The organism is Methylobacterium brachiatum, assembly GCF_020523825.1.
Classification (GTDB): domain Bacteria; phylum Pseudomonadota; class Alphaproteobacteria; order Rhizobiales; family Beijerinckiaceae; genus Methylobacterium; species Methylobacterium brachiatum.
On record NZ_JAJALK010000004.1, the window covers coordinates 1 to 25,265 of the forward strand.

General features: G+C 70.1%; 15 protein-coding genes and 1 pseudogene. 8 read left to right on the forward strand and 8 right to left on the reverse strand.

Annotated elements, in window-relative coordinates:
• A pseudogene (locus tag LGR69_RS10040) lies at positions 1–139 on the forward strand (polysaccharide biosynthesis/export family protein); the annotation flags it as partial.
• A gap of 135 nt (positions 140–274) precedes the next feature.
• On the opposite strand, the gene LGR69_RS10045 reads toward LGR69_RS10040, so the two are convergent.
• From LGR69_RS10045 to LGR69_RS10055, 3 genes are all read right to left on the reverse strand, one after another.
• Positions 275–1,642 (reverse strand): aminotransferase class I/II-fold pyridoxal phosphate-dependent enzyme, encoded by a 1,368-nt coding sequence (locus tag LGR69_RS10045; protein ID WP_007566264.1) that lies wholly within the window; start codon positions 1,640–1,642, stop codon positions 275–277.
• Positions 1,639–9,081 (reverse strand): SDR family NAD(P)-dependent oxidoreductase, encoded by a 7,443-nt coding sequence (locus LGR69_RS10050; protein WP_230365929.1) that lies wholly within the window; start codon positions 9,079–9,081, stop codon positions 1,639–1,641. The genes LGR69_RS10045 and LGR69_RS10050 overlap by 4 nt, the downstream gene beginning before the upstream one ends.
• Positions 9,082–9,450: 369 nt before the next feature.
• The gene (locus LGR69_RS10055) at positions 9,451–10,806 is read right to left on the reverse strand and encodes a UDP-glucose dehydrogenase family protein (protein ID WP_230365930.1); all 1,356 of its coding nucleotides are present in this window, start codon (positions 10,804–10,806) and stop codon (positions 9,451–9,453) included.
• 347 nt (positions 10,807–11,153) lie between these two features.
• Here LGR69_RS10055 and argB point away from each other — a divergent pair, with 347 nt between their 5' ends.
• The 3 genes from argB (at position 11,154) to rplS (ending at position 13,605) form a co-directional block, all read left to right on the forward strand.
• The gene (gene argB, locus LGR69_RS10060) at positions 11,154–12,047 is read left to right on the forward strand and encodes an acetylglutamate kinase (protein WP_007566258.1); all 894 of its coding nucleotides are present in this window, start codon (positions 11,154–11,156) and stop codon (positions 12,045–12,047) included.
• 253 nt (positions 12,048–12,300) lie between these two features.
• A complete protein-coding gene (locus tag LGR69_RS10065) occupies positions 12,301–13,056 on the forward strand; it encodes a pyrimidine 5'-nucleotidase (protein WP_230365931.1) in 756 nt (251 codons plus the stop codon).
• A gap of 135 nt (positions 13,057–13,191) precedes the next feature.
• Positions 13,192–13,605, forward strand: coding sequence for a 50S ribosomal protein L19 (rplS, locus tag LGR69_RS10070; RefSeq protein WP_007566254.1), 414 nt, complete (start codon positions 13,192–13,194; stop codon positions 13,603–13,605).
• Positions 13,606–13,696: 91 nt separating this feature from the next.
• Here rplS and LGR69_RS10075 read toward each other — a convergent pair whose 3' ends face one another.
• A complete protein-coding gene (locus tag LGR69_RS10075; protein ID WP_230365932.1) occupies positions 13,697–15,268 on the reverse strand; it encodes a methyl-accepting chemotaxis protein in 1,572 nt (523 codons plus the stop codon).
• A gap of 582 nt (positions 15,269–15,850) precedes the next feature.
• A complete protein-coding gene (locus LGR69_RS10080) occupies positions 15,851–17,050 on the reverse strand; it encodes a lytic murein transglycosylase (protein ID WP_230365933.1) in 1,200 nt (399 codons plus the stop codon).
• Positions 17,051–17,604: 554 nt separating this feature from the next.
• On the opposite strand from LGR69_RS10080, the gene LGR69_RS10085 reads away from it, so the two are divergent.
• A complete protein-coding gene (locus LGR69_RS10085; protein ID WP_230365934.1) occupies positions 17,605–19,287 on the forward strand; it encodes a methyl-accepting chemotaxis protein in 1,683 nt (560 codons plus the stop codon).
• 82 nt (positions 19,288–19,369) lie between these two features.
• Here the strand turns inward: LGR69_RS10085 and leuD are convergent, their stop codons facing one another.
• Both leuD and LGR69_RS10095 read right to left on the reverse strand, forming a co-directional pair.
• A complete protein-coding gene (leuD, locus tag LGR69_RS10090; RefSeq protein WP_007566245.1) occupies positions 19,370–19,972 on the reverse strand; it encodes a 3-isopropylmalate dehydratase small subunit in 603 nt (200 codons plus the stop codon).
• A 66-nt stretch (positions 19,973–20,038) separates the two neighbouring features.
• Positions 20,039–20,773: a HisA/HisF-related TIM barrel protein gene (locus LGR69_RS10095; RefSeq protein WP_230365935.1), complete on the reverse strand. Its 735-nt coding sequence runs from the start codon at positions 20,771–20,773 to the stop codon at positions 20,039–20,041.
• A gap of 6 nt (positions 20,774–20,779) precedes the next feature.
• Here LGR69_RS10095 and LGR69_RS10100 point away from each other — a divergent pair, with 6 nt between their 5' ends.
• The 3 genes from LGR69_RS10100 to LGR69_RS10110 are packed head-to-tail and all read left to right on the forward strand — an operon-like array spanning position 20,780 to position 22,831.
• A complete protein-coding gene (locus LGR69_RS10100; protein ID WP_230365936.1) occupies positions 20,780–21,823 on the forward strand; it encodes a hydantoinase/oxoprolinase family protein in 1,044 nt (347 codons plus the stop codon).
• Positions 21,820–22,020: a hypothetical protein gene (locus LGR69_RS10105; protein ID WP_007566240.1), complete on the forward strand. Its 201-nt coding sequence runs from the start codon at positions 21,820–21,822 to the stop codon at positions 22,018–22,020. Before LGR69_RS10100 ends, LGR69_RS10105 begins: the two co-directional genes overlap by 4 nt.
• A 25-nt stretch (positions 22,021–22,045) precedes the next feature.
• Entirely contained in the window at positions 22,046–22,831 is a 786-nt protein-coding gene (locus LGR69_RS10110) for a hypothetical protein (RefSeq protein WP_230365937.1), read from the forward strand.
• A gap of 42 nt (positions 22,832–22,873) precedes the next feature.
• Here the strand turns inward: LGR69_RS10110 and LGR69_RS10115 are convergent, their stop codons facing one another.
• Positions 22,874–25,261, reverse strand: a complete 2,388-nt coding sequence (locus tag LGR69_RS10115) for an esterase-like activity of phytase family protein (protein WP_230365938.1) — start codon at positions 25,259–25,261, stop codon at positions 22,874–22,876.
• Between the last annotated feature and the right edge of the window lie 4 nt (positions 25,262–25,265).

Sequence of the window (25,265 nt, forward strand, 5' to 3'; positions counted from 1 at the left end):
GGCGTTCCGCATGCGCAACCGCGACCTCGTCTACGTCTCCAACGCGCCCTTCACCGAAGTCTCGAAGGTGCTGTCCGCCTTCAGCGGCGTCACCGGACCGCTCAGCTCCGCCGCCACGGCTTACGCCTACGCGAAATAGAGAGGCCGACCCGCCGGTCTCAGGATCGGCGGTTTCGAGATCCCGGAAACGCAAACAGGGCGCGGATGCCATCCGCGCCCTGTTTGCGTTTTGAGCCCTGGACCGCGCCGGACCTCGGCGCAGTCCGAAAAGACCTCAGCCGCGCTTGGCCAGCAGCTGCTCGATCAGCGAGCCGCCCTTGTCGATCGCCGCCATCTCCTCGGCCACCGCGCTCACGGTGTCGCGGATCTGGTCGGCGGTATGCTCGGAGGTCAGGAAGAAGCGCAGGCGCGAGGCCCGCTCCGGCACCGCCGGGTGGATGATCGGCTGGACGTTGATGCCCCGGCGGAAGAGCCGGTCCGACAGGGTCACGGCCTTGAGCGAGTCGCCGACGATGATCGGCACCACGGCCAGGCCGAGGCTGAAGCCGGTATCGAGGCCGAGCTTCTTGGCGGTGGCGAGGAACAGGGTGCCGTTCTGGCGTAGGCGCTCGACCCGCTCCGGCTCGGCATGCATCACCGCCAGGGCCGCCTCGGCGGCGGCGGCGAGCGGCGGCGACATGCCGACGCTGTACACGAAGCCGCCGGCCGTGTGCTTGAGGTACTCGATCAGCGCGATCGGGCCGCAGATGTAGCCGCCGCAGGTCGAGAGCGTCTTGGACAGGGTGCCCATCCAGATGTCGACCTCGTTCGGGTCGACACCGCAATGCTCGAACAGGCCGGCGCCGGTCCGGCCGGTGACGCCGAGGCCGTGGGCCTCGTCGACCATCAGCCAGGCGTCGTAGCGCTTCTTGAGGGCGATGAGCCCGGCCAGGTCCGGCGCGTCGCCGTCCATGCTGTACAGCCCCTCGACCACGATCAGCGCCCGGCGGTGCTCGTGGCGGGTGTTCTGGAGCAGGCTCTCCAGGGCGTCGAGGTCGTTATGCGCGAAGGAGCGCCGCTGGGCGCCCGAGAGCTGCGCGCCGGTGACGATGCTGTTGTGGGACAGGGCGTCGTGGAAGATCACGTCGCCGGCTTCCAGCAGGGCGCCGATGGTCGTGACGTTGGTGGCGTGCCCGCTCACCATCACGATGCAGCCCTCGGTCCGGTAGTGCTTGGCCAGCGCCTGTTCGAGGCTGATATGGCCGGGCCGCTCGCCCGCCACCACGCGGCTCGCCGAGGCCGAGGTGCCGTAGGCCTCGATCGCCTCCCGGGCCGCGTTGCTCACCCGCGGATGGCCGTTCAGGCCGAGATAATCGTAGGACGAGAAGTTGGTGAAGCTCTTCTGGTCGATCCGCGTGGTCGCGCCGGCCTTGGCGTCGTGGACGCGGAAGAACGGGTTGCCCAAGCCGATCAGCTGCGCCGCCTGGCGCTGCAGCTGCAGCTCGCGGTAGCCGGGCAGGTTCTCGAAGTTCTGCGCGGCCGATTTCCCGGCCGGGGAGGCCGCCTTGACGGGGGCCGGGCGCGGGGTCGCGCGCCCGAGTCGGTTCGTCACGAAGCCGGCGAGCGCCGCGCGCCCGCCGTCAGGCCGTGCCGTATCGGTCATGAGTTGGTCTCTTTGATCTCGCTGGAGGTCTGCTCGATGAGTTCCCTGAGCGGCGCCATCATCTGGGCATCGATCTCACCGCCGATATGCTTCGAGACGAGGCTCATCGCGACACCGGCCGCCTCATCCATGGGGGCCGAAACCGCCTGAATTAAGGACTCCGACAGCTCGTTGACCGTCATGCCGGACGACAGGCCGGCGGGCGGCGCGTCGAGGGCGAAGCGCTCCTGCAGGCTGGCGCCCAGCTCGACGCCCATCAGCGAGTCGAGGCCGATCTCGGAGAGCTGGCGCACGCGGCTGATATCGTCCTTGGGCAGGCGCAGGATGCGGGCGATGTCCTCGACGATCGCGTCGGACACGGTCTTGCGGACCGCGTCGACGTCGCCCCCCTTAAGGAGCGCGCCGATATTGATCGCCTGGACGCCGCCGGCCTCCACCTGCTGGTCCGACCCGAGATCGGCGTAGCTCGGGGAGCGCATGGTGGCGAGCCGCTCGCGCGCCTTGCCCCAATGCATCGCCGCGATGGCGATCACCGCCTCGTCCGGCGAGGTCCCCTGGCCCTCCAGGGCGTCGGCCATCAGTTCGAGGCAGCGACGGGCCTCCATCGGGGTGACGCCGACGCGGCCGGCGAGACCTTCCATGACCGCCTTGTTGCGGGCGAGCATGCCGACATCGCCGATCGCACCCCAGGCGACCGCCAGAGCCGGCAGGCCGCGGCGGCGGCGCTGGCGCGCCAGGCCTTCCATGAAGCCGTTGGCGGCCACGTAGGAGCCCTGGCCGGGATTGCCGATGAACGTCGTCGCCGACGAGAACATCACGAAATAGTCGAGCGTCCGGTCCCGGGTGGCGGCGTCCAGGTGCTGGGCGCCGATCACCTTCGGGCCGATCACCGTGTCGAGCGCCGCGGCGTCGATGTTGGCGATCAGGCCGTCCTGCAGGACCGCGGCGGCATGGAGCACGCCGGCGAGCTTCTTGCCGCCCTGCTCGATCTCCGCCAGCAGCCGGTCGACCGCCGAGCGGCTGGTGATGTCCACCGCCTTGGCCTCGACCTTCACGCCGCGCCCGGTGAGCTCGGCGACGATCGCCTTGGCCTCGTCGGTGGTCGCGCCCTTGCGGCCGGCGAGCACGAGGTGCTTGGCCCCCTTGTCGACGAGCCAGCGCGCCGCCTCCAAGCCGAAGCCGCCGAGCCCGCCGGTGACGAGGTGGACGCCGCTCTCCGAGACCGTGAACGGACGGCGCGTATCCTTGATGATCGTGCCGGCCTTGGGCGGGCTAATCACGATCTTCCCGATATGCCCGGATTGCTGCATCAGCCGGAAGGCGTCCGAAGTCTCGGCCGCCGTGAACGGCTGGTAGGGCAGGGGCTTGAGGCCGCCGTCGTTGAACAGCGCCATCACCTCGCGGAACATCCGCGCACCGTCGTCGCCCTGGTGCTGGATCACCTGGTCGAGATCGACGCCGAAGTAGCTGAGGTTCCGCCGGAACGGGCGCAGGCCGATATGGGTGTTGGCGACGTAGTCGCGCTTGCCCAGCTCGACGAAGCGGCCGAACGGCCGCAGCGCGTTGAGCGAGCGCTCCATCGCCTCGCCGAACAGGCTGTTCAGCACGATGTCGACGCCGTCGCCGGTGATCGCGCGGACCTCGTCCACGAAGGCGAGGGAGCGGGAATCGAGCACGTGCTCGGCACCGAGCGCCTTCACCAGGGCCCGCTTCTCGCGGGAACCGGCGGTGGCGATGACCCGTGCGCCCTTCAGCTTGGCGATCTGCAGCGCGGCCAGGCCGACGCCGCCCGCGCCGCCATGGACCAGCACCCACTCGCCGCGCCGCATCCGGGCGCAGGAGACGAGGCCGTAATAGGCGGTGAGGAAGGCCACCGGCACGGTCGCCGCCGCCATCGGGTCGAGACCCTGCGGGCTCGGCGCGACCACGAGCTCGGGCACCACGATGTGGGTCGCGAAGCCCGACTGGGCGAAGGCGACGACGGGGTCGCCGACCTTGAAGCCCTTCACGCCCGGACCGACGGCCGTGACCCGGCCGGCGCATTCGAGGCCGAGCCGCGGGCCGGCGAAGCCGTCCTCCAGGATCTCCTCGGGCAGCATCGAGAGCGCCCACAGAACGTCGCGGAAGTTGAGGCCGGTGGCCTCGACCGCGATCTCCATCTCGCCCTTGCCGGGGGTGCGGCGCTCGGCCGGACCCCAGACCATCTCGTTAAGGCCGCCGGTGTTGCTGCGCTCCAGGCGCGCGGCCTCGGCCGGGACGGCATCCGCCGGATCCCGGTGCTTCGGCCGGCCGGCATGGAAGCGCACGACCTGCGTCCGCTCGTCGTCGAGCACGATCTCGGTCTCCGGCGTGCCGGACAGGATGAGGTCGCGCAGGCGCTCGGAGGCGCGCTTCGACGACATCTCGGGGGAGAGGTCGATCCGGCGCACGTCGAGGTTCGGCGCCTCGTTGGCCAGGGTGCGGGAGAAAGCCCAAACACCGGCCTCGATGTTGGTGGTCTGGGCGCCGCGATCACGGGTGGCACCGGGCGCCACGACCCAGAGGCGGGTCGGGCGGGCGCCGAGATGCTCGGCGCAGCGCTTCAGGCTGAGGCAGCGGTCGCGCAGCCGCTCGGCCGCCTCGCCGCCGCGGGTGAAGGCGCCGGCCAGGAACACCACCGTATCGGGGGTCTCCTTCTCCAGCTCCATCAGCGAGGTCTCGGAGTCGAGAATGATCGAGACATGCACGCCGCCCGCGACCAGCAGGGTCGCCAGGGAGGAGGCGGTCTCGGCCGCGAACTCGTCGTCCGACCCGATCACGAAGGCGAAGGTCTGGGCCGGGGCGGGGCCAGGACGGACCGGAGCCTCGGCGACCAGCAGCAGGTCGTCGCCGTTGGCGGAGGCCGCCCGCTCGACCGCGACCTTGACCAGGCCGTGGGCGCTGAGCGTGCGCTGCCAACCCTCGATATCCTCGAGGCGCCCGACCGGCATGCCGCCGACGGCTTCCTCGAACCAGCCGTTGGTGAGGCCGAATACGAGGTCGCGGAACAGGGACGCGCCCGGCTCCACGGCCACCAGCAGGCCGCCGGTGGCGAGCGCCCCGGCGAGCTGGCCCGGCAGGGCGCGCTCGCCGCGATGCAGGCTCCCGGCCGCCAGGATCAGGTCGAAGCTGCCGGGGGCGAGCTCGTCGGCCGCCTCGACCACGGCGGCGCCGTTGGTGAGCGACAGGCGGGCGCGCTCGGCGAGCCGGCGGTCGGCCTCGAACACGGTGAGACGGGCCTCGGCGGCAGCGACGAAGGCCGCGGCCTGGGCGGAGAGCGGGCCGAAACCGACCTGCAGGACCCGCAGCGCGCGCTCCTTCGGGAGCTGGCCGCGGCTCTTCTCGATCAGCTCGGCGACCACGTCGGCGGTGTGGCGCGCGGTGGCCGAGCGCATCACGAAGGCGTCGATCGCGCCCTGCGGCAGGGCCGGGGCCTCGGTCAGCTTGCCCGCGAGCAGGCGGTCGACCATGGCGCCGACATCGGCGATCAGCACCAGCTCGGCGGAGAGATCCGGATGGTCGCCGGCGATCCAGCGCATGATCTCGTCCGGCGCCGGCAGCGCCGAGCCGTCACCCAGGGTCCAGTTCTGGCCGGCACGCTCGGCCAGGCCGCTGCTCTCCAGGGCGTAAAGGGCGTTCAGCAGCCAGGGGCGAAGGGCCTCCGGCACGCGCCGGTCGGTGACCGAGACGGTCTCGCCTTCCGCCAGCCCGGAGGCGAGGCGGTAGGCCAGCGACGTCGCCCAGCCTTCGAGCAGCAGGTGACCCGGCGACAGGGCGGCATCGGCCGGCCCCTTCGCCTCGGCGGTGAGCGGACGCAGGCGCGCGGCCACGCTCGGACGGCGCTCCATCGGGATCGCGGTCGGCTCGGTGGCGAGTTCCGGCACCTGCGAGATCGCGAAGGCCGAGAGGTCGCCGCCGCCCTTGGCACGCAGGGCCTGGAAGCGGCCCTCGCGGATGGTCGCGACCACCGCGCCGTCGGCGTCGAGCAGGGTGAAGTCGGCCAGGATCGACCGCTCGTTGCAGCGGCGCGTCCGGATGATCGAGCGGGCGATCACGGCGCCGGGGCGCAGCAGACGCACCTCGCCGAAGCGCACCGGGATGTAGGCCTTGCCGGCATTCTCACCGAGCAGGTCGGCGAAGAGCAGGATCAGCCCGTGGAAGCAGGCGTCAAGCCGCTGCGGGACCAGGGCGAAGCGGGTGTCGGGCTCGGCCGGCAGGAGGTCGGAGACGATGGTGGCGTCATCCAGCCGGGCGCTCATCGCGACCTGCTGGAAGCTCGGGCCGAAGCCGAGGCCCGAAGCGCGGGCCCGGGCGTAGAGCGCCTCGCCGCTCAGCACCTGCTCGCCGGCGCTGTCGAAGTCGAACCCGTCCAGGTCGGGCGCCTTCGGGGCCGTGAACGTGCCGTCGACGATCTTGGCCTGGGCGTGGAGCTGCCAGGGGGTCTGGGTCAGGCGCGGGCGGCTGAGGACCTGGATGCCGTTGCCGGTGCCGGACAGGCGTACCGCGACCTCGCGCAGGGCCTCCTCGGCGAAGACCATCGGCGAGAGGATCTCGAAATCGGCCAGCACCACCTCGTCGTGGCGCATCGCCTCGCGAACGCAGGCCAGCGCCATCTCGACGAAGCCGGCGCCGGGCATGATCACTTGGCCGTCGACCCGGTGATCCTCCAGCTCGGGCAGGGTGGCCGGATCGACGAAGCCGTTCCACTCCAGGCCGTCGAAGGTGGTCCGCGAGCCGATTAGCGGGTGATAGGGGCGGGCGCTCATGGCGCCGACGCTCTCGGGGGTGTCGGCCAGGCGGAACGGGCGCCGCTGCCACGGATAGGTGGGCAGGCGGACATCGCCCCGGGGCGCGTCACCGAAGATCAGCGACTCGTCGACCTGTGCGCCCTGGACCAGGGCAGCGCTGACCGCCTTGGCGATCGGGTCGCCGCCCGACGCCTTGCGGTGCATCACGCCGACCGTGGCGGTCTCGATGCCGAGCGGCTCGACCGCGTCGCCGACATGGGACATCAGGGTCGCGCGCGGGCCGACCTCGACAAAGACGCGAGCGCCGCGACGGGTGGCGTCCTGCACGGCCTCGCTGAAGCGCACCGGCTCGCGGATGTTGCGCCACCAGTAGCCGGCGCCGAAATTGTCGCCCTCCAGCACGCTGCCGGTGACGGTGGAGACCATCGCGGTGGTGCCGGCGCGGGCCTTCAGCCCGGCGAGGTCGCGCAGCAGCGGCTTCTCGGTCGGGTCCATCAGCCTGCCGTGGAAGGCGTAGGCGAGGTCGAGCTTGCGGCCGCGGCGGCGCTTGCGCGACAGGGCCTTGAGGGCGGCCTCGATATCGGCGACCGGCCCGGCGACCGTGACGGCCTTGGGGCTGTTGTAGGCGGCGATGTCGAGCGACGGGTAATCCTTGAGGAAGGACTCGACCTCCTCGGCCGGCATCAGCAGCACCGCCATGGTGCCCTGGCCGTGCGTCGTCTCCTGATGGTGGCTGCGGTAGTAGATAACCCGGACCGCGTCCTCGAGGCTGAGGATGCCGGCGGCCTCGGCGGCAGCGATCTCGCCGACGCTGTGGCCGAGCACGTAGGAGGGGATCAGCCCCTTGGCCTTGAGGGCCGCCGTCGAGGCGCTCTCGATGGCGAAGATCAGCGGCTGCGAGACGCTGGTGAGCGCCAGGCGCTCGTCCAGATCCTCGGCGTAGAGGGCCTGCTTCAGCGACCAGTCGGCATAGGTCTGGAACAGGGTGTCGACCCGGTCGAAGGCGGCCCGGAAGGTCGGGTTCTCCTCGTAGGCCTCGCGGCCCATGCCGGCCCACTGGCTGCCGTTGCCGGAATAGACGAACGCCACCTCGGCGGCGCGGTCGACCGCGGTGCCGGTGAAGGCGTCCTGGGCGTCCTCGCCCTCGCCGACCGCGCGGAGAGCCGCGGCGACGTCGATCTTCCCGTCCAGCGCGATCGCCAGGCGGGCGGGCATGCGCTCGCGGCGATGCGCCACGGCGGCGGCCACCGTGGCGACCCGGTCGGGCTCGGCTTCGAGGCGCTCGGCGTAATCGAGGGCGAGCTCGTTCAGGGCGGCGCGGCTTTGGGCCGAAAGCAGCAGCACCTGCGCGGACGGCGCCGGCGCACCGGCCTCCGCCTGCGCGCCCGAATTTCCGTCGGTGATCACGACGTGCGCGTTGGTGCCGCCGAAGCCGAAGGAGTTCACGCCCGCATAGCGCTCGCGCGGACCGCGGGTGATCGGCAGTGCCTCGCGGACGACGCTCAGGTTAAGCTCGTCGAACGGGATGTCGGGATTGAGCTCGGCCGCGTGCAGCGACGGCGGCACGAGATCGTGCTCCAGCGCCAGCGTCGCCTTCATCAGGCCGGCGAGGCCGGAGACCGGCTCGGTATGGCCGATATTGGTCTTGATCGAGCCGATCGGCAGCGGCGCCTGGCGGCCGCGCCCGAGCTTGGTCCCGATGGCCGAGGCCTCGATCGGATCGCCCACCGGCGTGCCGGTGCCGTGCGCCTCCATGAAGGCGAGGTCGTCGAGACGGATGCCCGCGTCGCGGTACACGCGCTCCAGCAGGGCGCCCTGGGCGTAGCCCGACGGCAGCGAGATGCCGGTGGTGCGGCCGTCGGAATTGATGCCCGACGCCACGATGCGGGCGCGCACGGTGGCGCCGTTGCGCCGCGCGGCCTCGGCCGATTGCAGCACGAACACCACGCCGCCCTCCGAGCGCACGTAGCCGTCGGCATTCTTCGAGAACGCCTGGCACAGGCCGGTGCGCGAGAGCATCTGCGCGGTGGAGAAGCAGATGAAGTTGAACGGGCTCGCCAGCACGTTAACGCCGGCCACGACCGCGGTGTCCACGCGGCCGGACTGGATCGCCTGCACGGCGTTGTCGAAGGCGACGAGCGAGGACGAGCAGGCCGTGTCGACCGTGAAGCTCGGGCCCTTCAGGTCGAAGATGTACGAGATGCGGTTCGAGATGATCGAGAGCGTGTTGCCGGTGGCCGCGTAGGCGTCGCCCGAGGCCGCATCGAGGATGCGCAGGTTGCCGTAATCGAGCGAGGAGGCGCCGACGAATACGCCGATGTTGCTGCCGGCCACGCTCGACGGGCGCAGGCCCGCATCCTCGAGCGCTTCCCAGGTCAGCTCCAGCAGCATCCGCTGCTGCGGATCCATCTGCTCGGCCTCGCGGGGCGAGATGCCGAACACGGCCGGGTCGAACGACCAGATGTCGTCGATGATGCCGGCGGCCCAGGTGTAGCTCTTCCCGCGCTCCTGGGCGCGCGGATGCGCGAACCGGTCGAGGGAGAAGCGGTCACTCGGGACCTTGCTGACGGCGCAGCGGCCCTCGGACAGGAGTTGCCACAGCCCGTCGACGTTGGGGGCCCCGGGCAGTCGGCATGCGCGTCCGACGATCGCAATATCTGTACGTTGTGTCACGTTCGGTTCGCACACGCTCGTTATCGGAAGTCGGCTCGGCTCGCGACGAGTGAGTACCCTCTCACCCCTTACTGTGGCACCATTGCGGTGTCCAACCTGCCCCCAGGCAACGTCATCCCTGCTCGGGCAGATTGCGGTGGCCTGTGACATGTATTCATCAGAATGCAGTCCAGTGCCGACGCCCGAAATGCCAAGTTTGCATCGCTTCACCGCCTGTTGAGACGGTCACGCGACCATCGAAATGCCACAGTTGCGCGCCGGCAGGCGGGCCCCGTCTAGCGGTGCCGCCGGGGTTTTCCAAAGACATCTTTGCAGCAGCCTGCAGATCAGGCGCCGCAATGCGACGGCTCGACGCCGTCGGGCCGACGCTCAAGACGGGTCCGGACCGGCCTTATCCTTGGCGCTATCCTTGGATCGTCCGACGCCGCGATAGGTGAAACCGTGGCGCTCGGCCGTTTCGGGGTCGTAGATGTTGCGCAGGTCGACCAGCACCGGGGCGGGGCCGGCGGATGCCATGATCTGGCGCAGCCGGTCGAGGTCGAGCGCCCGGAAGGCGTTCCACTCGGTGACGATCACCAGCGCGTCCGCCCCCTCCGCGCAGGCATAGGCGTTCTCGGCATAATCCACATCCGGCATCAGGGCGCGCGCCTGCTCCATCCCTTCCGGATCGTAGGCGCGGACCTTGGCGCCGGCATCCTGCAGGCCCGCCACGATCGACAGGGACGGCGCCTCGCGCATGTCGTCGGTGTCGGGCTTGAAGGTCAGGCCGAGCAGCGACACGGTCTTGCCCCGGACGCTGCCGCCGCAGGCCTTGATCACCTTGCGGGCCATGGCGCGCTTGCGCTGGTCGTTGACCGCCACGACGGTCTCGACCAGCCGCAGGGGCGTGCCCGCATCCTGGGCGGTCTTGACCAGGGCGAGCGTGTCCTTGGGAAAGCACGAGCCGCCGTAGCCGGGGCCGGCATGCAGGAACTTGCCGCCGATCCGGTTGTCGAGCCCGATGCCGCGGGCGACCTGCTGGACGTCGGCACCGACCTCCTCGCACAGGTCCGCGATCTCGTTGATGAAGGTGATCTTGGCCGCCAGGAACGCGTTGGCGGCGTATTTCGTCAGCTCCGCGGTGCGCCGGCTCGTCACCACGATCGGCGCGGCGTTGAGGTAGAGCGGCCGGTAGACCTCGCGCATCACCGCCTCGGCCCGGGGATCCTCGGTGCCGACCACGATGCGGTCCGGGCGCTTGAAGTCGGAGATCGCCGCGCCTTCGCGCAGGAATTCCGGGTTCGACGCCACGGCGACGTCCGCCTCGGGCCGGATCTCGCGGATGATGCGCTCGACCTCGTCGCCGGTGCCCACCGGCACGGTCGACTTGGTCACCACCACGGTGAAGCCCGACAGAGCCGCGGCGATCTCGCGGGCGGCATCGAACACGAAGGAGAGGTCGGCGAAGCCGTCGCCCCGGCGCGAGGGCGTCCCCACGGCAATGAACACCGCATCCGCTTCAGCGACCGCCTCGCGCAGGCTCGTCCCGAAGGCGAGCCGGCCCTGGCGGACGTTCTCGGCGACCAGCGCATCGAGGCCGGGCTCGTAGATCGGCATGCGGCCGGCGTTCAGGCTGGCGATCTTGTCCGGGTCGCGGTCGATGCAGACCACGCTGTGGCCGAAATCGGCCAGGCACGCCCCGGATACCAGGCCGACATACCCGGCCCCAATCATCGCAATCCGCATCCGGCCCTCCCGGCAGCCCGCCGCGCGGCTTGCTGCAATGCAGCATGATCCGGGACCAGCGGCGATGCAACCCGGGCCGCGCGGCAGCGCCCGTTTCTGTCGCGACGATGCAACACCGCGGAAACACGACTGTTTTTTGACAGTGGACCCGAAGCCGGCTTGACGCCGGCCGGAGCTTGTCGCCGCCGCGGCCCCCGAACATATGTGTTCGCGGGTTCGCAGCGCGGGCGGTTTCCTGTAGAAGCGCGCCCGCCGGCCGGGCGAGGCCGGGCGCCGCCAAGCCCCCCTCCCAAGCCCCCTCCCAAGCCCCCTCCGAGGCTCATTCAAAGGATCGGCGAAGGACCGCGATGACCGAATTGCCGAACGTGCACGTGCGCGCCGAAGTCCTGTCTCAGGCGCTGCCCCATATGCAGCGCTACGACCAGGAGATCGTGGTCATCAAGTATGGCGGCCACGCCATGGGCGACCGCGCGGCGGCCGAGGATTTCGCCGAGGACATCGTCCTCTTGGAGCAATCCGGCGTGAAGCCGATCGTGGTGCATGGCGGCGGCCCGCAGATCGGCAAGATGCTTGATCGGCTCGGCATCCAGTCCGAGTTCCGCGGCGGCCTGCGGGTCACCGACGAGGCCACCGTCGAGGTGGTCGAGATGGTCCTGGCCGGCTCGATCAACAAGCAGATCGTCGGCTGGATCTCGGCCGAGGGCGGCCGGGCCATCGGCCTGTGCGGCAAGGACGGCAACATGGTCCGCGCCAAGCGGGCGATGAAGACCGTGATCGATCCCGAGAATCACACCGAGCAGGCCATCGATCTCGGCCTCGTCGGCGAGCCGGACCATGTCGAGCGCGGCGTGCTCGACGCGGTGCTGAAGGCGGAGCTGATCCCGGTCCTCGCCCCGGTGGCCTACGGGGCCGACGGGCTGACCTACAACGTCAACGCCGACACTTTCGCGGGCGCCATCGCGGGCGCGCTGCGGGCCAAGCGCCTGCTGCTGCTCACTGATGTCCCGGGCGTGCTCGACAAGAACAAGAAGCTGATTCCCGAGCTGACCGTGGAGGATTGCCGGCGCCTGATCGCCGACGGCACCATCACGGGCGGCATGATCCCCAAGATCGAGACCTGCATGTACGCGATCGAGCGCGGCGTGGAGGCGGTCGTGATCCTGGACGGGAAGGTCAACCACGCGGTGCTGCTGGAGCTGTTCACCGATTACGGTGCCGGCACGCTGATCCGGCGGGGCTGAGCCCGAGCCGCCGCGAAGCGGACGGCGATGGGCCAATCGGACGCGGAAACGCCCGCTCCGCCCGCGCATTGTCGTTGTCCGGGCTCAGGCTGGCGCAAGCCTGCGCTGCGAGCCTGACCATTCCCAGGCCGCCGATTCCGCGAGGAACGGCGGCCGGGTCCGCGCCGCACCGAGGGGTGAGGACCGCATCCGATTGCAACGCGATCGGGCATGGCCCTAGAATCCCGCCGGATCAGGATTTCAAAGGGACACGGTGCACCACCCGGAGAAAGCCCAGTTCACCACTCCCGCCGCCCGGGGGTTTTCCGATGTCGACACTTGGGTGTTCGACCTCGACAACACGCTGTATCCGAGCGACGCGCAGGTCTGGCCGCAGGTGGACGAGCGCATCACGCTCTACGTCATGCGTCTCTACGGGCTCGACGGGATCTCGGCCCGCGCCCTGCAGAAATACTTCTACCACCGCTACGGCACGACCCTGACGGCCCTGCTGACCGAGGACGGGGTCGATCCCCACGACTTCCTCGATTTCGCCCACGACATCGACCACTCGACGATCAAGCTCGACCAGAATCTCGGTGACGCGATCGAGCGGCTGCCCGGCCGCAAGCTGATCCTGACCAACGGCTCGCGCCGGCACGCCGAGAACGTCGCGGCCAAGCTCGGCATCCTCGACCATTTCGAGGACGTGTTCGACATCGCGGCCGCCAATTTCGTCCCCAAGCCCGAGCGCTCGACCTACGAGCGGTTCCTCGAGGCCCACGGGGTCGAGCCGACCCGGGCGGTGCTGTTCGAGGACATCGCCCGCAACCTCGCGGTGCCGCACGATCTCGGCATGGCCACCGTGCTGGTGGTGCCCAAGATTGTCGACCCCTACCGCGAAGCCTTCGAGCAGGAGGCGGTGCGCGAGCCGCATATCGACCACATCACCGACGATCTCGCGGCCTTCCTGTCCGCCTGCGTGCTGCCCGAGGTGACACGCACGTCGCTGGGGGCGGATCGCGCCTGACGCGGCGCCGCGCATCCCCAATCGACAAGCCGGCGGCGATCCTGTAGAGAGCCGCCCAACTCACAACAGGATCGCCGAAATCCTGGTGCCGGTTGCCCATGAGGGGCGGCACGGCGCAACGGCTGGAGCTATGCCATGAACATCATCGAGCAGCTGGAGCGCGAGGAAGTCGCGCGCCTCGCGAAGACCATTCCCGATTTCGAGCCGGGCGACACGCTCATCGTCAACGTCCGCGTCAAGGAAGGCGAGCGCACCCGCGTTCAGGCCTACGAGGGCGTCTGCATCGGTCGCCAGGGCGGCGGCCTCAACGAGAGCTTCACGGTTCGCAAGATCTCCTACGGCGAGGGCGTGGAGCGCGTCTTCCCGGTCCACTCGCCGATGATCGATTCGATCAAGGTCGCCCGCCGCGGCAAGGTCCGTCGCGCCAAGCTGTACTACCTGCGCGACCGTCGCGGGAAGTCGGCCCGCATCGTCGAGCGCACCGACCGCTACAAGGCCAAGGACGCCGCCAAGGAGGCTTCGGCCGCCGCGCCGGCTGCCGCCGAGTAAGATGTGGGACGCCCCCGGCGCGCAGCCGGGGGATTTCCGAAGGTTTCAACCGGTCCGGCTCTGCCGGGCCGGTTTTTTTTAGGCCCGCCGCTCAGGCGGCCCGGACCCGGTCGAGGAAGTGGGTGATCTCCGCGGAGAGCCGCCCGGATTTCTGCGCGAGCTCGGAGGCGGCGCCCAGAACCTGCTCGGCCGCCTTCCCGGATTCCTGGGCGGCGGTCGAGACGTCGGCGATGTTGCCCGTCACCGTGCTGGTGCCGTCGGCCGCCTGCGCGACGCTGCGCACGATCTCGCCGGTCGTCGCCTCCTGCTCCTCGATGGCGGCCGCGACGCTGGTGGCCAGCGTGTTGACCTCGGTGACCGTGCGGCCGATCTCCTGGATCGCCTCCACGGCCTGCCGTGTCGAGGCCTGCACCGCGCCGACCCGGGTCGCGATCTCCGCGGTCGCCTGCGCGGTCTGGCCGGCGAGTTCCTTCACCTCGGAGGCGACCACCGCGAAGCCGCGGCCGGCCTCGCCGGCCCGCGCCGCCTCGATCGTGGCGTTGAGCGCGAGCAGGTTCGTCTGGCTGGCGATCGCCGCGATCATGCTGGCGACGGCGCCGATCTTCTCCGCGCCCTCGGCGAGATCGCGCACGATCGCGTCGGTGCGCTGCGCCTCCGTCGCGGCCTGCCCGATCATGGCCGACGAGCGGGCCATCTGGCCGGAGATCTCCCGGATCGTCGTGGACATCTCTTCGGTCGCCGCAGCCACGGTCTGCACGCTGGCGGAGGTCTCCTGCGCGGCCTCGGCCACCTGCGCCGAGCGGGTGCTCGTCCGCGCCGCACTCTGCGCCATCGTGGCGGCGCTGGCCTGCATCTCCGTGGCGGCCGAGGTCAGGCCCTGCATCAGGGTCCCGGCATTGCCCTCGAACTGACGGGTCAGGGCGTCGAGGGCCTGCGCCCGCTCGATCTTGGCCTCGGCATCCCGCGCGGCGGCCACGTCCATCTCGCCCTTGGCGACCATGGCCTGACGGAACACCTCCACGGCCTCGGCCATCCGGCCGATCTCGTCGCCGCGCTCCGTATCGGAGACAGGGCTCGTGATGTCGCCCTCCGCGAGGGTCCGCATCCGCCGGTGCAGGCGCCCGAGCGGCCGGGTGATGCTGCGCCCGATCAGCAGGGAGCCGAGCACCGAGACCCCGACGATACCGACCAGCAGGGCCAGCACCGTGAAGGCCAGCGAGCGGAACGCCGCGGCGATGTCGTCGATATAGGCGCCGGTGACGATGAAGATGTCCCAGGGCGCGAACCGGGTCGCCACGGACACCTTCGGGAAGACCCCCTCCCGTCCGGGGCGGAGATATTCGTATTCCAGCATCGCCGTATCGGACGCTCTCAGGCGCTCGATGAACGCACGGATGATCGGCACGCCGTTGACGACGAGGTCCATCTGGTTCTTGCCGATATCCTTACGGTTCATCGCGGCGAGGGCGACGCCGTCCATCGTGTAGATCGCGATGTAGTTCGTCCCGCCGCTGTAGCGCATCGTCATGGTGGACTCGGCCAGCTCGGACAGGGCTGCATCCTTGGTCAGGGTCCCGGCCTTCACCCGTTCGTCGAGGGCCTGGGCGCGCGACTGCACCAGCTCGACGATGGTCCGCAGCGATTGCACGCGCTCGTCGCGCATTTCGCGATCGTATAGTTTCAATCCCACGCCGCCGATCAGCGCGATGATCAGACATGTCAGGAGCGTTTGAAGCGAAAGCTTGTGCGACAATGACAAATTTGCGAGCGAGATGTTCATTTTAATCTCAATTTAACGCGCGTCGGGAATAATATATCCCAGCAGACGCACGCAACTCAAGATTTAGATCTGAAAAAACGTATTGGTATTATAAATTTATTTAATATTTGACACCGCCGATATCTATAGTTCCAATCTCATACTATTTTTGCGTGCCGCACCTTTAACGGCATCGATGGATTTTGCGTATACATATATTGATGAATACGACAGTTCGGCTACAGAGCCGCCGATCCATCTCTTGATTGCATGGCAGATCCGCGATCGGGGACGGATTAATGCTCCGTCGCGCAGAAGCGCCTGCCGCCCACCCAGACCATCGCGGTCGCCGAGGTCCCGTCTCGGACCGGGTGGGCGGGTGCAAGCTGGAAGCGGGATCGGGATCAGCGTCCCGCGATCGCTGCGCCCGGCGGCCAGGTGCGCCGCCGGCCGCCGGATCACACCCATGCGCGACCGGGATCGGGCTCAGCTTCCGCGCAGGGCCTCGAGAACCTTGCCGCCGGGGCGGCCGGTGGGCGTCATGCCGAGCTTGCGCTCCACATCCTTGATCGCGTCGCGGGTCTTCTGGCCGACCTTGCCGTCGGGCTCGCCGACATCGTAGCCGCGGGCGGCCAGCCGGGTCTGGAGGTCGCGCCGCTCGGCCCGCGACAGGGGCGGATCGTCGGTGGGCCAGGCGGCCTGGACGCCGGCCCTGCCGCGGAGGCGGTCGGACAGGACCGCGATGGCAAGCCCGTAGGATTCGGCCGCGTTGTACGAATAGATCGCGTCGAAGTTCTTGGTCACCAAGAAGGCCGGCCCGTCGATGCCGGCGGGTGCGATGATGCCGGCCGGTCCCTCGCCCGAGAGCGGGCGGCCGTCGACCCGGGTCACGCCGAGGGAGGCCCAATGCGCGATCGGCTTCTTGTTCTTGCGCCCGGCCGCGCCGACGCTGAAGCCGCGGGGCAGCTTCACCTCGTAGCCCCAGACCTGGCCGTTCTGCCACTTGGCGACGCGCAGGAAGTTCGCCGTGGAGCCGACCGCATCGGCGACCGAATCGACGACGTCGCGCCGGCCGTCGCCGTCGCCATCGACCGCGAGCCGGTGATAGGTGGTCGGCATGAACTGGGTCTGGCCGAAGGCGCCGGCCCAGGAGCCGGTGAGCCGCTCCGGCGCGATGTCGCCGCGCTCGATGATCCGCAGGGTCGCGATCAGCTCGCCGCGGAAGAAGTCCCGGCGGCGGTTGTTCGAGCAGGCGAGCGTCGCCAGCGACTGCACCAGCGGCATCTTGCCGAGGTTCTTGCCGAAATTCGATTCGACGCCCCAGACCGCCGCGATCGTGTAGCGGTCGACCCCGTAGCGCGATTCGGCCTGGGCCAGGGCGGATGCGTGCTGCCGCATGGCCGCGCGCCCGTCCTCGACCCGCTCGTCGTCGACGAGCGCCGCCATGTAGTCCCAAATCGGCGTCTTGAACTCGGGCTGCGCTTGCGAGAGCTCGATCACCTTGTCGTCGAAGCTGATGCCGCGGGTGGCCGCCTGGAAGGTCTGGGCCGACACACCGGCCGAAGCCGCCTGACCCTGGAGGCCGGCGAGACAGGAGTCGAAATCGGCGCGCGCGGGCATCGAAGCCAGGCCTGCGAGCAGACCGAACCCGAGCGCGACGCCCGATCCGAGGGTGTGAATCCGCATCCTGGCGTTCCCGTTCGACGTCCGTTGTATGGTGTTCGAATCAGGCAATACGAGGGTTAAGGACCGGTTAGGTCGCGCATGATCGGCCGTCCGGCTTGGCGGCTCGCCGGCGTCCGGACGCCCGGCACCGGCAGGGCGGCATGCGCCCCCGGCTTCACGCAGCCGCATGACGGTCGATCCCTGCGCCGAGGCACAACCGCCCTCGGCAATGCGGCCCGCCCCCGTCGCGGGCGTTCGCCGGGCGCGCTGCAACGCACTGCAGTCTCGGGCGTGCGTGAAGCGTGATGATGGCCGGATAGTCCGGTATTCTCGCCTTTATGCGCCGAACGACAGACTTAGCCGCACACGCACTTTGCAATGCCTACAAATTCTAATATGAATATCGAAGACATGAGATGAATAGCTTTGTTTAATCATAAGCGGAAACAAGCTTCGCTGCGGCGCAGGATTTGCCGTCTCAAGCAAATTGTGGATATTCTTGACGGCAATTGATTCATTCTCGACCGTCCATAGAGTCGGAAATCGTCGCCGCCGCATCGGGAGAAACATCAGTCATGCGCCTGTCGGACCTCTCGATCGCGAAGAAAGTCGTGGGCGCATTCGCGATACTGATCTTTATCGCCATCGGCACCGGGCTCATCAATTTTCGGAAACTATCCTTCATCCAGACCTCGATCGGCTGGTCCGAGCACACCTACGACGTGCTGAACGTGAACGCGTCGCTGATCACCACGCTGATCGATCGCGAGACCGGTTTGCGCGGCTATCTGGTGGCGGGCGACCCGGTCTTCCTGGCGCCCTACCAGAGCGGCGCGAAGGCCTTCGACGCCGCCCTCCAGCGGCTGCGGACGCTGACGAGCGACAACCCTGAGCAGCAGACCCGCATCGCCGCGATCGAGACCCTGGCCAAGCGGTGGCAGGCCGACATCGCGGAGCCCGAGATCGCGCTGATGGGTCAGCCGGGCACGCAGGCCGAGGCGCGGGCGCGGGAGGCCAGCGGCGCCGGCAAGACGCTCATGGACGGGATCCGGGCCAAGGTCGCGGAGATCGATGCGCGCGAGCGCACGCTGCTGGCGAGCCGCCAAGCCGACGCCGCCGAAGCCTTCGCGACATCCTATCTGACGACGCTGATCTCCCTGGTCGCCCTGCTAGCCGCGGCCATCGCGGGCGCCGTCCTGCTGACCCGCCTGATCGCCGTCCCGACGCGCGCCATGACGCTGGTGATGGGTGAATTGTCCCGCAACAACCTCGACGTCGCCGTTCCGAGCAGCGACCGGCGCGACGAGATCGGCCGGATGGCCGCGGCGGTCGAGGTGTTCAAGCAGGCGTTGATCGCCAAGCGGGCCGGCGATGCGGCGGCGGCGCAGGAAGCCGACGCCAAGGCCCGCCGCGCCGCCCATCTCGACGCCGTGGTGCACCGTTTCGAGACCGAGGTCTCCGGCCTGACGCAGGCCCTGGCCGGCGCGGCCACCGAACTCGAGGCGACGGCGCAGTCGATGACCGGCATCGCCGAGGAGACCGACGCGCAGGCGCAGACGGTGGCCAGCGCCGCCGAGCAGGCCTCCTCGAACGTGAACACCGTGGCCGCGGCCACGGAGGAGCTGTCGATCTCGATCCGGGAGATCAACAGTCAGGTGACCCGGGCGGCCCAGGCCGCGAGCGCGGCCTCGGACGAGGCGATCCAGACCGACGGCGCCGTGCAGGTGCTGGCCGAGAGCGCGGAAAAGATCGGCAGCGTGATCGCCCTGATCTCGCAGATCGCCGGGCAGACCAACCTGCTGGCGCTCAACGCCACGATCGAGGCGGCCCGCGCCGGCGATGCGGGGCGCGGCTTCGCCGTCGTCGCGAGCGAGGTCAAGGAGCTGGCCGGGCAGACGACCCGCGCCACCGAGGAGATCGGGGCGCAGATCGGCGCGATCCAGACGGCGACCGGCGACGCGGTCTCGGCCATCCGGTCGATCGCCCGCATCGTCGGCGAGATCGCCACCAGCTCGACCGCGATCGCGGCGGCGATCGAGGAGCAGGGCGCGGCGACCCAGGAGATCGCCCGCAACGTCCAGCAGGCCGCCTCGGGGACGGATCGGGTGACCGGCAACATCGTCGAGGTCAAGCGCGCCGCCGGCGAGACCGGCTCGGCGGCGTCCCAGGTCCTCGGCGCAGCCCAGGGCCTCTCGCAGAACTCGAACGACCTCAGCCGCGCCGTCGCCACCTTCCTGGCGGACGTGAAGGCGGCCTGAGCGGAGGGCTCGTCACGACCTCAAGGCTGCGCCCGATCCCGTTGCGATCGGGCGCAGATCCGGCATTCCAGGAGCTGACCGATCAGGCCCATTCCCGCGCGGCGAGCTTCTGCTCGTAGGCGTCGATCGCGGCGCCGCGCTGCAGGGTGAGGCCGATCTCGTCGAGGCCGTTCAGCAGGCTGTGCTTGCGGCCGCTGTCGATGTCGAAATGCAGGGTGCCGCCGTCCGGCCCCTTGATGGTCTGGGCCTCGAGGTCCACCGACAGGGTCGCGTTCGAGCCGCGCTCGGCGTCTTCGAAGAGTTTCTCCAGATCCTCCGGCGAGACCGTGATCGCCAGGATGCCGTTCTTCGCGCAATTGTTGAAGAAGATGTCGGCGAAGCTCGTGGAGATCACGCAGCGGATGCCGAAATCGGCGAGCGCCCAGGGGGCGTGCTCCCGGGAGGAGCCGCAGCCGAAATTGTCGCCGCAGACCAGGATCTTGGCGTTCCGGTAGGCCGGCTTGTTGAGCACGAAATCCGGGTTCTCGGAGCCGTCGTCCTTGTAGCGCATCTCGGCGAACAGGCCCTTGCCGAGACCGGTGCGCTTGATCGTCTTCAGGTACTGCTTCGGGATGATCCGGTCGGTGTCGACGTTGATGATCCGCATGGGCGCCGCGACGCCCTCCAGCGTGGTGAATTTTTCCATCGTCTGCACGCTCTTGAAGGCTGGGTCTGGGGGCGGTTTAGCAGCCTCGGGGGCCGCCCGGAAGCGTCAGGCCAGGTCCCCGGCCTCGGCGTACCGCAGGGTGCCGTCGTGGAACGCGGAGGCGACCAGAGCTCCGGCGATCCCGGCCTTCCGCAACGCCCACAGATCGTCCGGCCCGCGCACGCCGCCGGCAGCGTAGACCCGGCGGCCCGGCGCACGCAGGGCCTGGAGGGCTTCGAGATCGGGACCGGCCCCGGCACCGACCCGGGCGAGGGTCATCGCGATCACGTCGGGCGGCCAGAGCGCAGGATCGTCGTGCAGCGCCGCCGGGCCGAGACGCTCGATCCCCCGGGTGTCGAGGGACAGCACGGCGCAATCGCCGAGGCGCGCCACGAGCCCGGCATCCGACTGGCTCTCGCTGCCGATCACCGGCCGTCCCAGGCCGGCGGCCAGGAACGCCGCAACGCCCTCGAACGCGGCGAAGCCCGCATCAACCCACAGGCCGATCCCCGGGCAGGCCCGGGCGATGGCGTCCAGGGCGCCGAGATCCGGGGCGGCGCCGTCGATGATCGCGTCGAGATCGGCCACGTAGAGGGTCCGGGCCGGCCACGCATCGAGCAGCCCGTGCGCCACGGCGGCGGGTTCGGAGCCCTTTGCCAAGGGCGTCTCGATCGGGGCATAGGAGGAGCGCTCGCCCCGGCGCGCCCGCACCACGCGGCCGCCGCGCAGGTCGAGCACCGGGATCACCGCGAAGCCGGGATGCCCGAATCCATCATCCGTTGAGGCGCGCGTCGCGGTCATATGCCCATGCCAGTCGCAAAGCAGATCGGGTGGGACCTCGGCGGGGTCCACGTCAAGGCCGCCCTGGTCGAGGCGGGCCGGGTGGTCGCGGCGTCCCAGGTCCCGTGCCCGCTCTGGCAGGGCGTCGCGGCCCTCGACGGCTCCCTGGCGGCCTTGCCCGACTGGGCCCGCGGCGAGGCGCGTCACGCCGTGACCATGACCGGGGAGCTGACGGATTGCTTCGCCGACCGGCGCGAGGGCGTCGCGGCGCTGTCGAACTGGGCGGGCAAGCACCTGTCCGGCCGCGTGCGGATCTATGCCGGGCGCTCCGGCCTGGTCGCCCCGGAGGCGGCGGCCGACCTGTTCGCCGACGTGGCCTCGGCCAATTGGCACGCCACCGCGGCCTTGGCCGGGCGGCACGCCCCGGACGCGCTCCTCGTCGATATCGGCTCCACCACCGCCGACCTGATCCCCATCGTCGGCGGCCGCCCGGCCGCCGCCGGCTACAGCGACGCCGAGCGGCTGGAGACGGGGGAACTCGTCTATACCGGGATCGTCCGCACCCCGGTGATCGCGCTCGCCCACGATGCCCCGTTCGCGGGCCGCCGCACCCGGCTGATGACCGAGACCTTCGCCCATATGGCGGACGTGTACCGGATCCTCGGCCTGCTCCCCGAAGGCGCCGACCAGCAGGCCAGCGGCGACCGCAAGGGCAAGTCCATCCCCGAGAGCGAGACCCGGCTCGCCCGGATCGTCGGGCGCGACCGGGGGGAGGGCACGCCCGAGGCCTGGGCGCTGCTGGCGGCGCATTTCGCCGAGGCGCAGCTGCGGCTGCTGCACGATGCGGCCGCGACCCTGCTCTCCCGGCCGGACCTGCCGGCGGATGCACCCCTGATCGTCTGCGGCGCCGGTGCGTTCCTCGGACCACGCCTGGCCGAGCGGCTCGCGCGGCCGGCCCGCCTGCTGGTGGACCTGCTGCGCGAGCGCGTCGCCGGCGAGCCCGACTGGATCTCGACCTGCGGGCCGGCCGTCGCGGTCGGCCTCATCGCCTCGGAGGATACATTCGCATGAGCGCCATCAAGATCCTAGCCCGGGTCCTGACGACCCGGGTCGGGCCGCATATCGAGCTGGCCGTGGAGACCGAATCCGGCGAGGTCCTGAAGGTGCTCGCCACCGAGGATCAGATCGACCGGCTGGTGGACGAGCTGGAGGATATCTTGAATTCGCCGGCCGTGCCGGACGATGGGGAGCCGCCGGACGCGGCGTGAGCGGGGCGGGCGCCGGGAGCCCGCGATGAGCCTGATCGCCGCCAAGATCGCCATCACCCCGACGCTGATGTGGGCCGTGTCGGCGGCGTCACGCCGCTGGGGCAGCCTGGTCGGCGGGTTGCTGTCCGGCCTGCCGCTCACCTCGGCGCCGATCTCGATCTACCTCGCGCTCGAGCAGGGCGCGGGCTTCGCCGCCGAGGCCGCGATCGGCTCGGTGGAGGGGCTCGGGGCGGTGACGCTCTGCTATCTCGCCTACGCCGTGTGCGCCCCGCGGATGGGGCCGGTCGCCTCCCTCTGCGCCGCCCTGTCGGCCTTCATACTCGGCGGCCTCCTGCTGCACGGGCTGATCCGGCCCGGTCTATGGCTCGCAACCGCGATCGACGTGCCGATCATGGCGCTCGTGGTGGCGCTGTGCCCGCAGGCGGCAGGGCCAGATGCGCCGACCTGCCGTCCGCGGCCGCCGCGCTGGGACATGCCGGCGCGCTTGGCTGCGGCGACCGCGCTGGTGCTGCTTGTCTCGACGCTCGCGCCCTATCTCGGCTCCGGCCTGAGCGGCCTGCTGGCGCCGATCCCGATCATCTCCTGGCCGCTCATCGCCTTCGCCCGCTTTCAGGACGGCGTGCGCGCCTCCCTCGACGTGGTCCGCGGCAGCGCCCAGGGGGCGTTCGGAGTGCTGGCCTTCTACGTCTGCATCCACCTGCTGCTCGGCCGGACCGACATGGTCACCGCCTACGCGGTCTCGATCGCCCTGTCGGCGGCCTGCGTGCTGCCGTGGCTGTTCGTCGGACGCCGCATTCGGGCGGCAGGCTGAGGCCAGCGGGGGCAGGGCGATTCCCCCCGCTGCGTCCCCCGCTCACCACTGATAGCGCAGGCCCACCGTCACGCCGTGGCCGATACCGGCGCGCGTGCCGACCGAGGCGAGGTAGTCGACGCGCCAGCCCAGCTGCTCGGTCAGGCTGCCCTGCAGGCCGGCCCCGGCACTCACGAAATCGTCGCGCAGGAACGGCACCGGGATCGAGGCCCCGGCCAGCGGGTTCTGGACGCTGGCGAGCCGGGCGAAGCCGGTGCTGCCCTGCGGGCCGGTGGCGAGGTTGTAGGCGACCCGCAGCGACGGGATCACGTCGCCGAAGCCGTAGAAGGCCAGTTCGGCCCCGAGCCGGGTGGTGGTCTGGAAGACGTTGAGGCCGCGATAGGCGACGTTGTTGCCGGCCGCGCCGGTCTCGGTGAAGCCGTCGACGTGACCGGCCAGATGGGTCAGCCCGACGAACGGCGTCAGGCCGAAATCGCCGATCCGGAACGGGCGTCCCGCCTCGATGTCGAGCGCGAGGGCGCTGGCGGAGGTCCGGGCGCTGGCGGTCAGCCCGTAAGCCGCCGGGCGGGTGATCCGGTCGAGGGCGATATCGGGGGCGCCGCCGACGATGCCCTGCACGTAGAAGTCGGGCTCGTAATAGCCGGCATAGCCCGAGACCGTGAAGGCGCTGTGCTCCTGCCGGAACCCGCCCGGACGGCTGAGCGTGCCGCCGCCGCCGCCCAGGGCGACGCCCGCCCGCCAGGGGCCGTCGAGGGGCAGGTCGAGACCGGCGCTGCCCTGGAGGATCGTCCGGTCGAGGGTGAGATCGCCGTTCCGCGGCTGATCGGCGAACAGGAAGTTGCCGCCGACCCAGACGCCGCCGGCCTGGCTCCACGGGCCGGCGAGGCCGGTGCCCCGGCGCAGGGCGGAGAGATGGTCCTGGACGCCCTGCGTCGCCGACGCCGCGTAGCCCAGCGTCGCGCTGCCCAGCCCCTGCAGGACGATCGGTGCGGTCCGCTTCATCACCGCGAGGGAGTAGGGATCCACATAGGTCGGGAGCGTCAGCCGGTAGGCGAGGAGGATCGAATCGTTCTCGATCCCGGCATCGTAGGCTTCGCCGTTCACGACGCCCCGGCGGGTGAGGAAGTCGTTGTCGTTGCCGACCAGCAGGAAGTAATCGTTGGGGGCCAGCTCGCTGAGGACCGGGACGAGGCCCATCGCCTCGATCTTCTCCGACAGGGTCGTGCGCGTCGCCGGGTTGCTGTTAAGGTTCATGCCGAACCGGCCGAGCTCGACCGGGTTCAGCATGTTCACCAGCTCGGTCGCCTGGGCCGGCCGGATGTCGGAGCGCAGGACGCCGCCGGGCGCCATCGGGGTCGTCCCGTCGAAGACCGTGCCCGTGAGGTTGGTCGCCCCGCCGATATCGACGAGCAGCACGCTCTTGAACACGATCGGCGTGGTGTTGCCGGTGCCGAGGCCGTTCGCGTCGCGCGAGAGGACGAGGAACTGGGTGTCGTTGAGGGCGAGCATCTCGCTCTGCGCCGCCGTGCGGTTCGGCGCGCCGCCATCGCCGTTGTCCCGATAGACCGGCAATTGCAGGGCGTAGCCCCGCACCGGCGCCGCCGGGGTCGGATTGGTCGAGATGTCGTAGACCAGGATCCGGGTGTTGGCGCGCTGCTGCTGGCCCGGCCCCGAATCCTGCAGCGTGGCGCTCTGCAGGATGGTGACGAGGCTGCGGCCGTCCGGCGTCAGCGAGAGCGCCTCGAATCCCTGGTTGTTGCGCCGCCCCGTATCGGGCGGGGTCACGGAATTGAAGTTCACCTGACCGTTCGTGACCGGCCGGAACGCGTCGGGAATGCCGAGCACGCCCTGAAGCCGGCCGCTCGCGTTGAAATAGTAGATGTTCGGGCCGTACTCGTCGCTGACGTAGAACGATCCGTCGAGCCGCCGGGCCAGGCCCTCGGCGTCCAGGCTGATCCGGCCGGCGCTCGGACCGGTGGCGGCCGAAGGCAGGACCCGGCCGAGCTGCACGGTGGTGCCCGTGCTCGGGTCGAGCCCGCTGAAGCGCTGACCGTTGGCGTCGGTCAGCACGATCCCACCGCTCGGCGTCAGCGTGATCTGCCGTTGGGAGGCCGTCGATTGCGGGAGATTCACGCCCGGCTCGGGCACGAGGGTGAGCGTGAACCGGTTCAGGCGGCCGGCATAGTCGGAGAACAGGCCACCGCTCGGGTCGTTGTAGCCCCGGTCCGGCAATGTGTAGAGCGTGCCGCTATAGCCGGCGCCGGTGCGCCGCCACGTGCTCGGATCGATCGCGAGCGACGAGAACGAGCCGAGCGTGTCGCCCAGGAAGTCGCGCGTCGAGGCGGAGATCCGCCCGACACCCTGAAGACCGTGATTGACGAAGGTCGAACCGTTGAGATCGACCGCGACCGGGCCGTCGGCATAGATCAAGTTC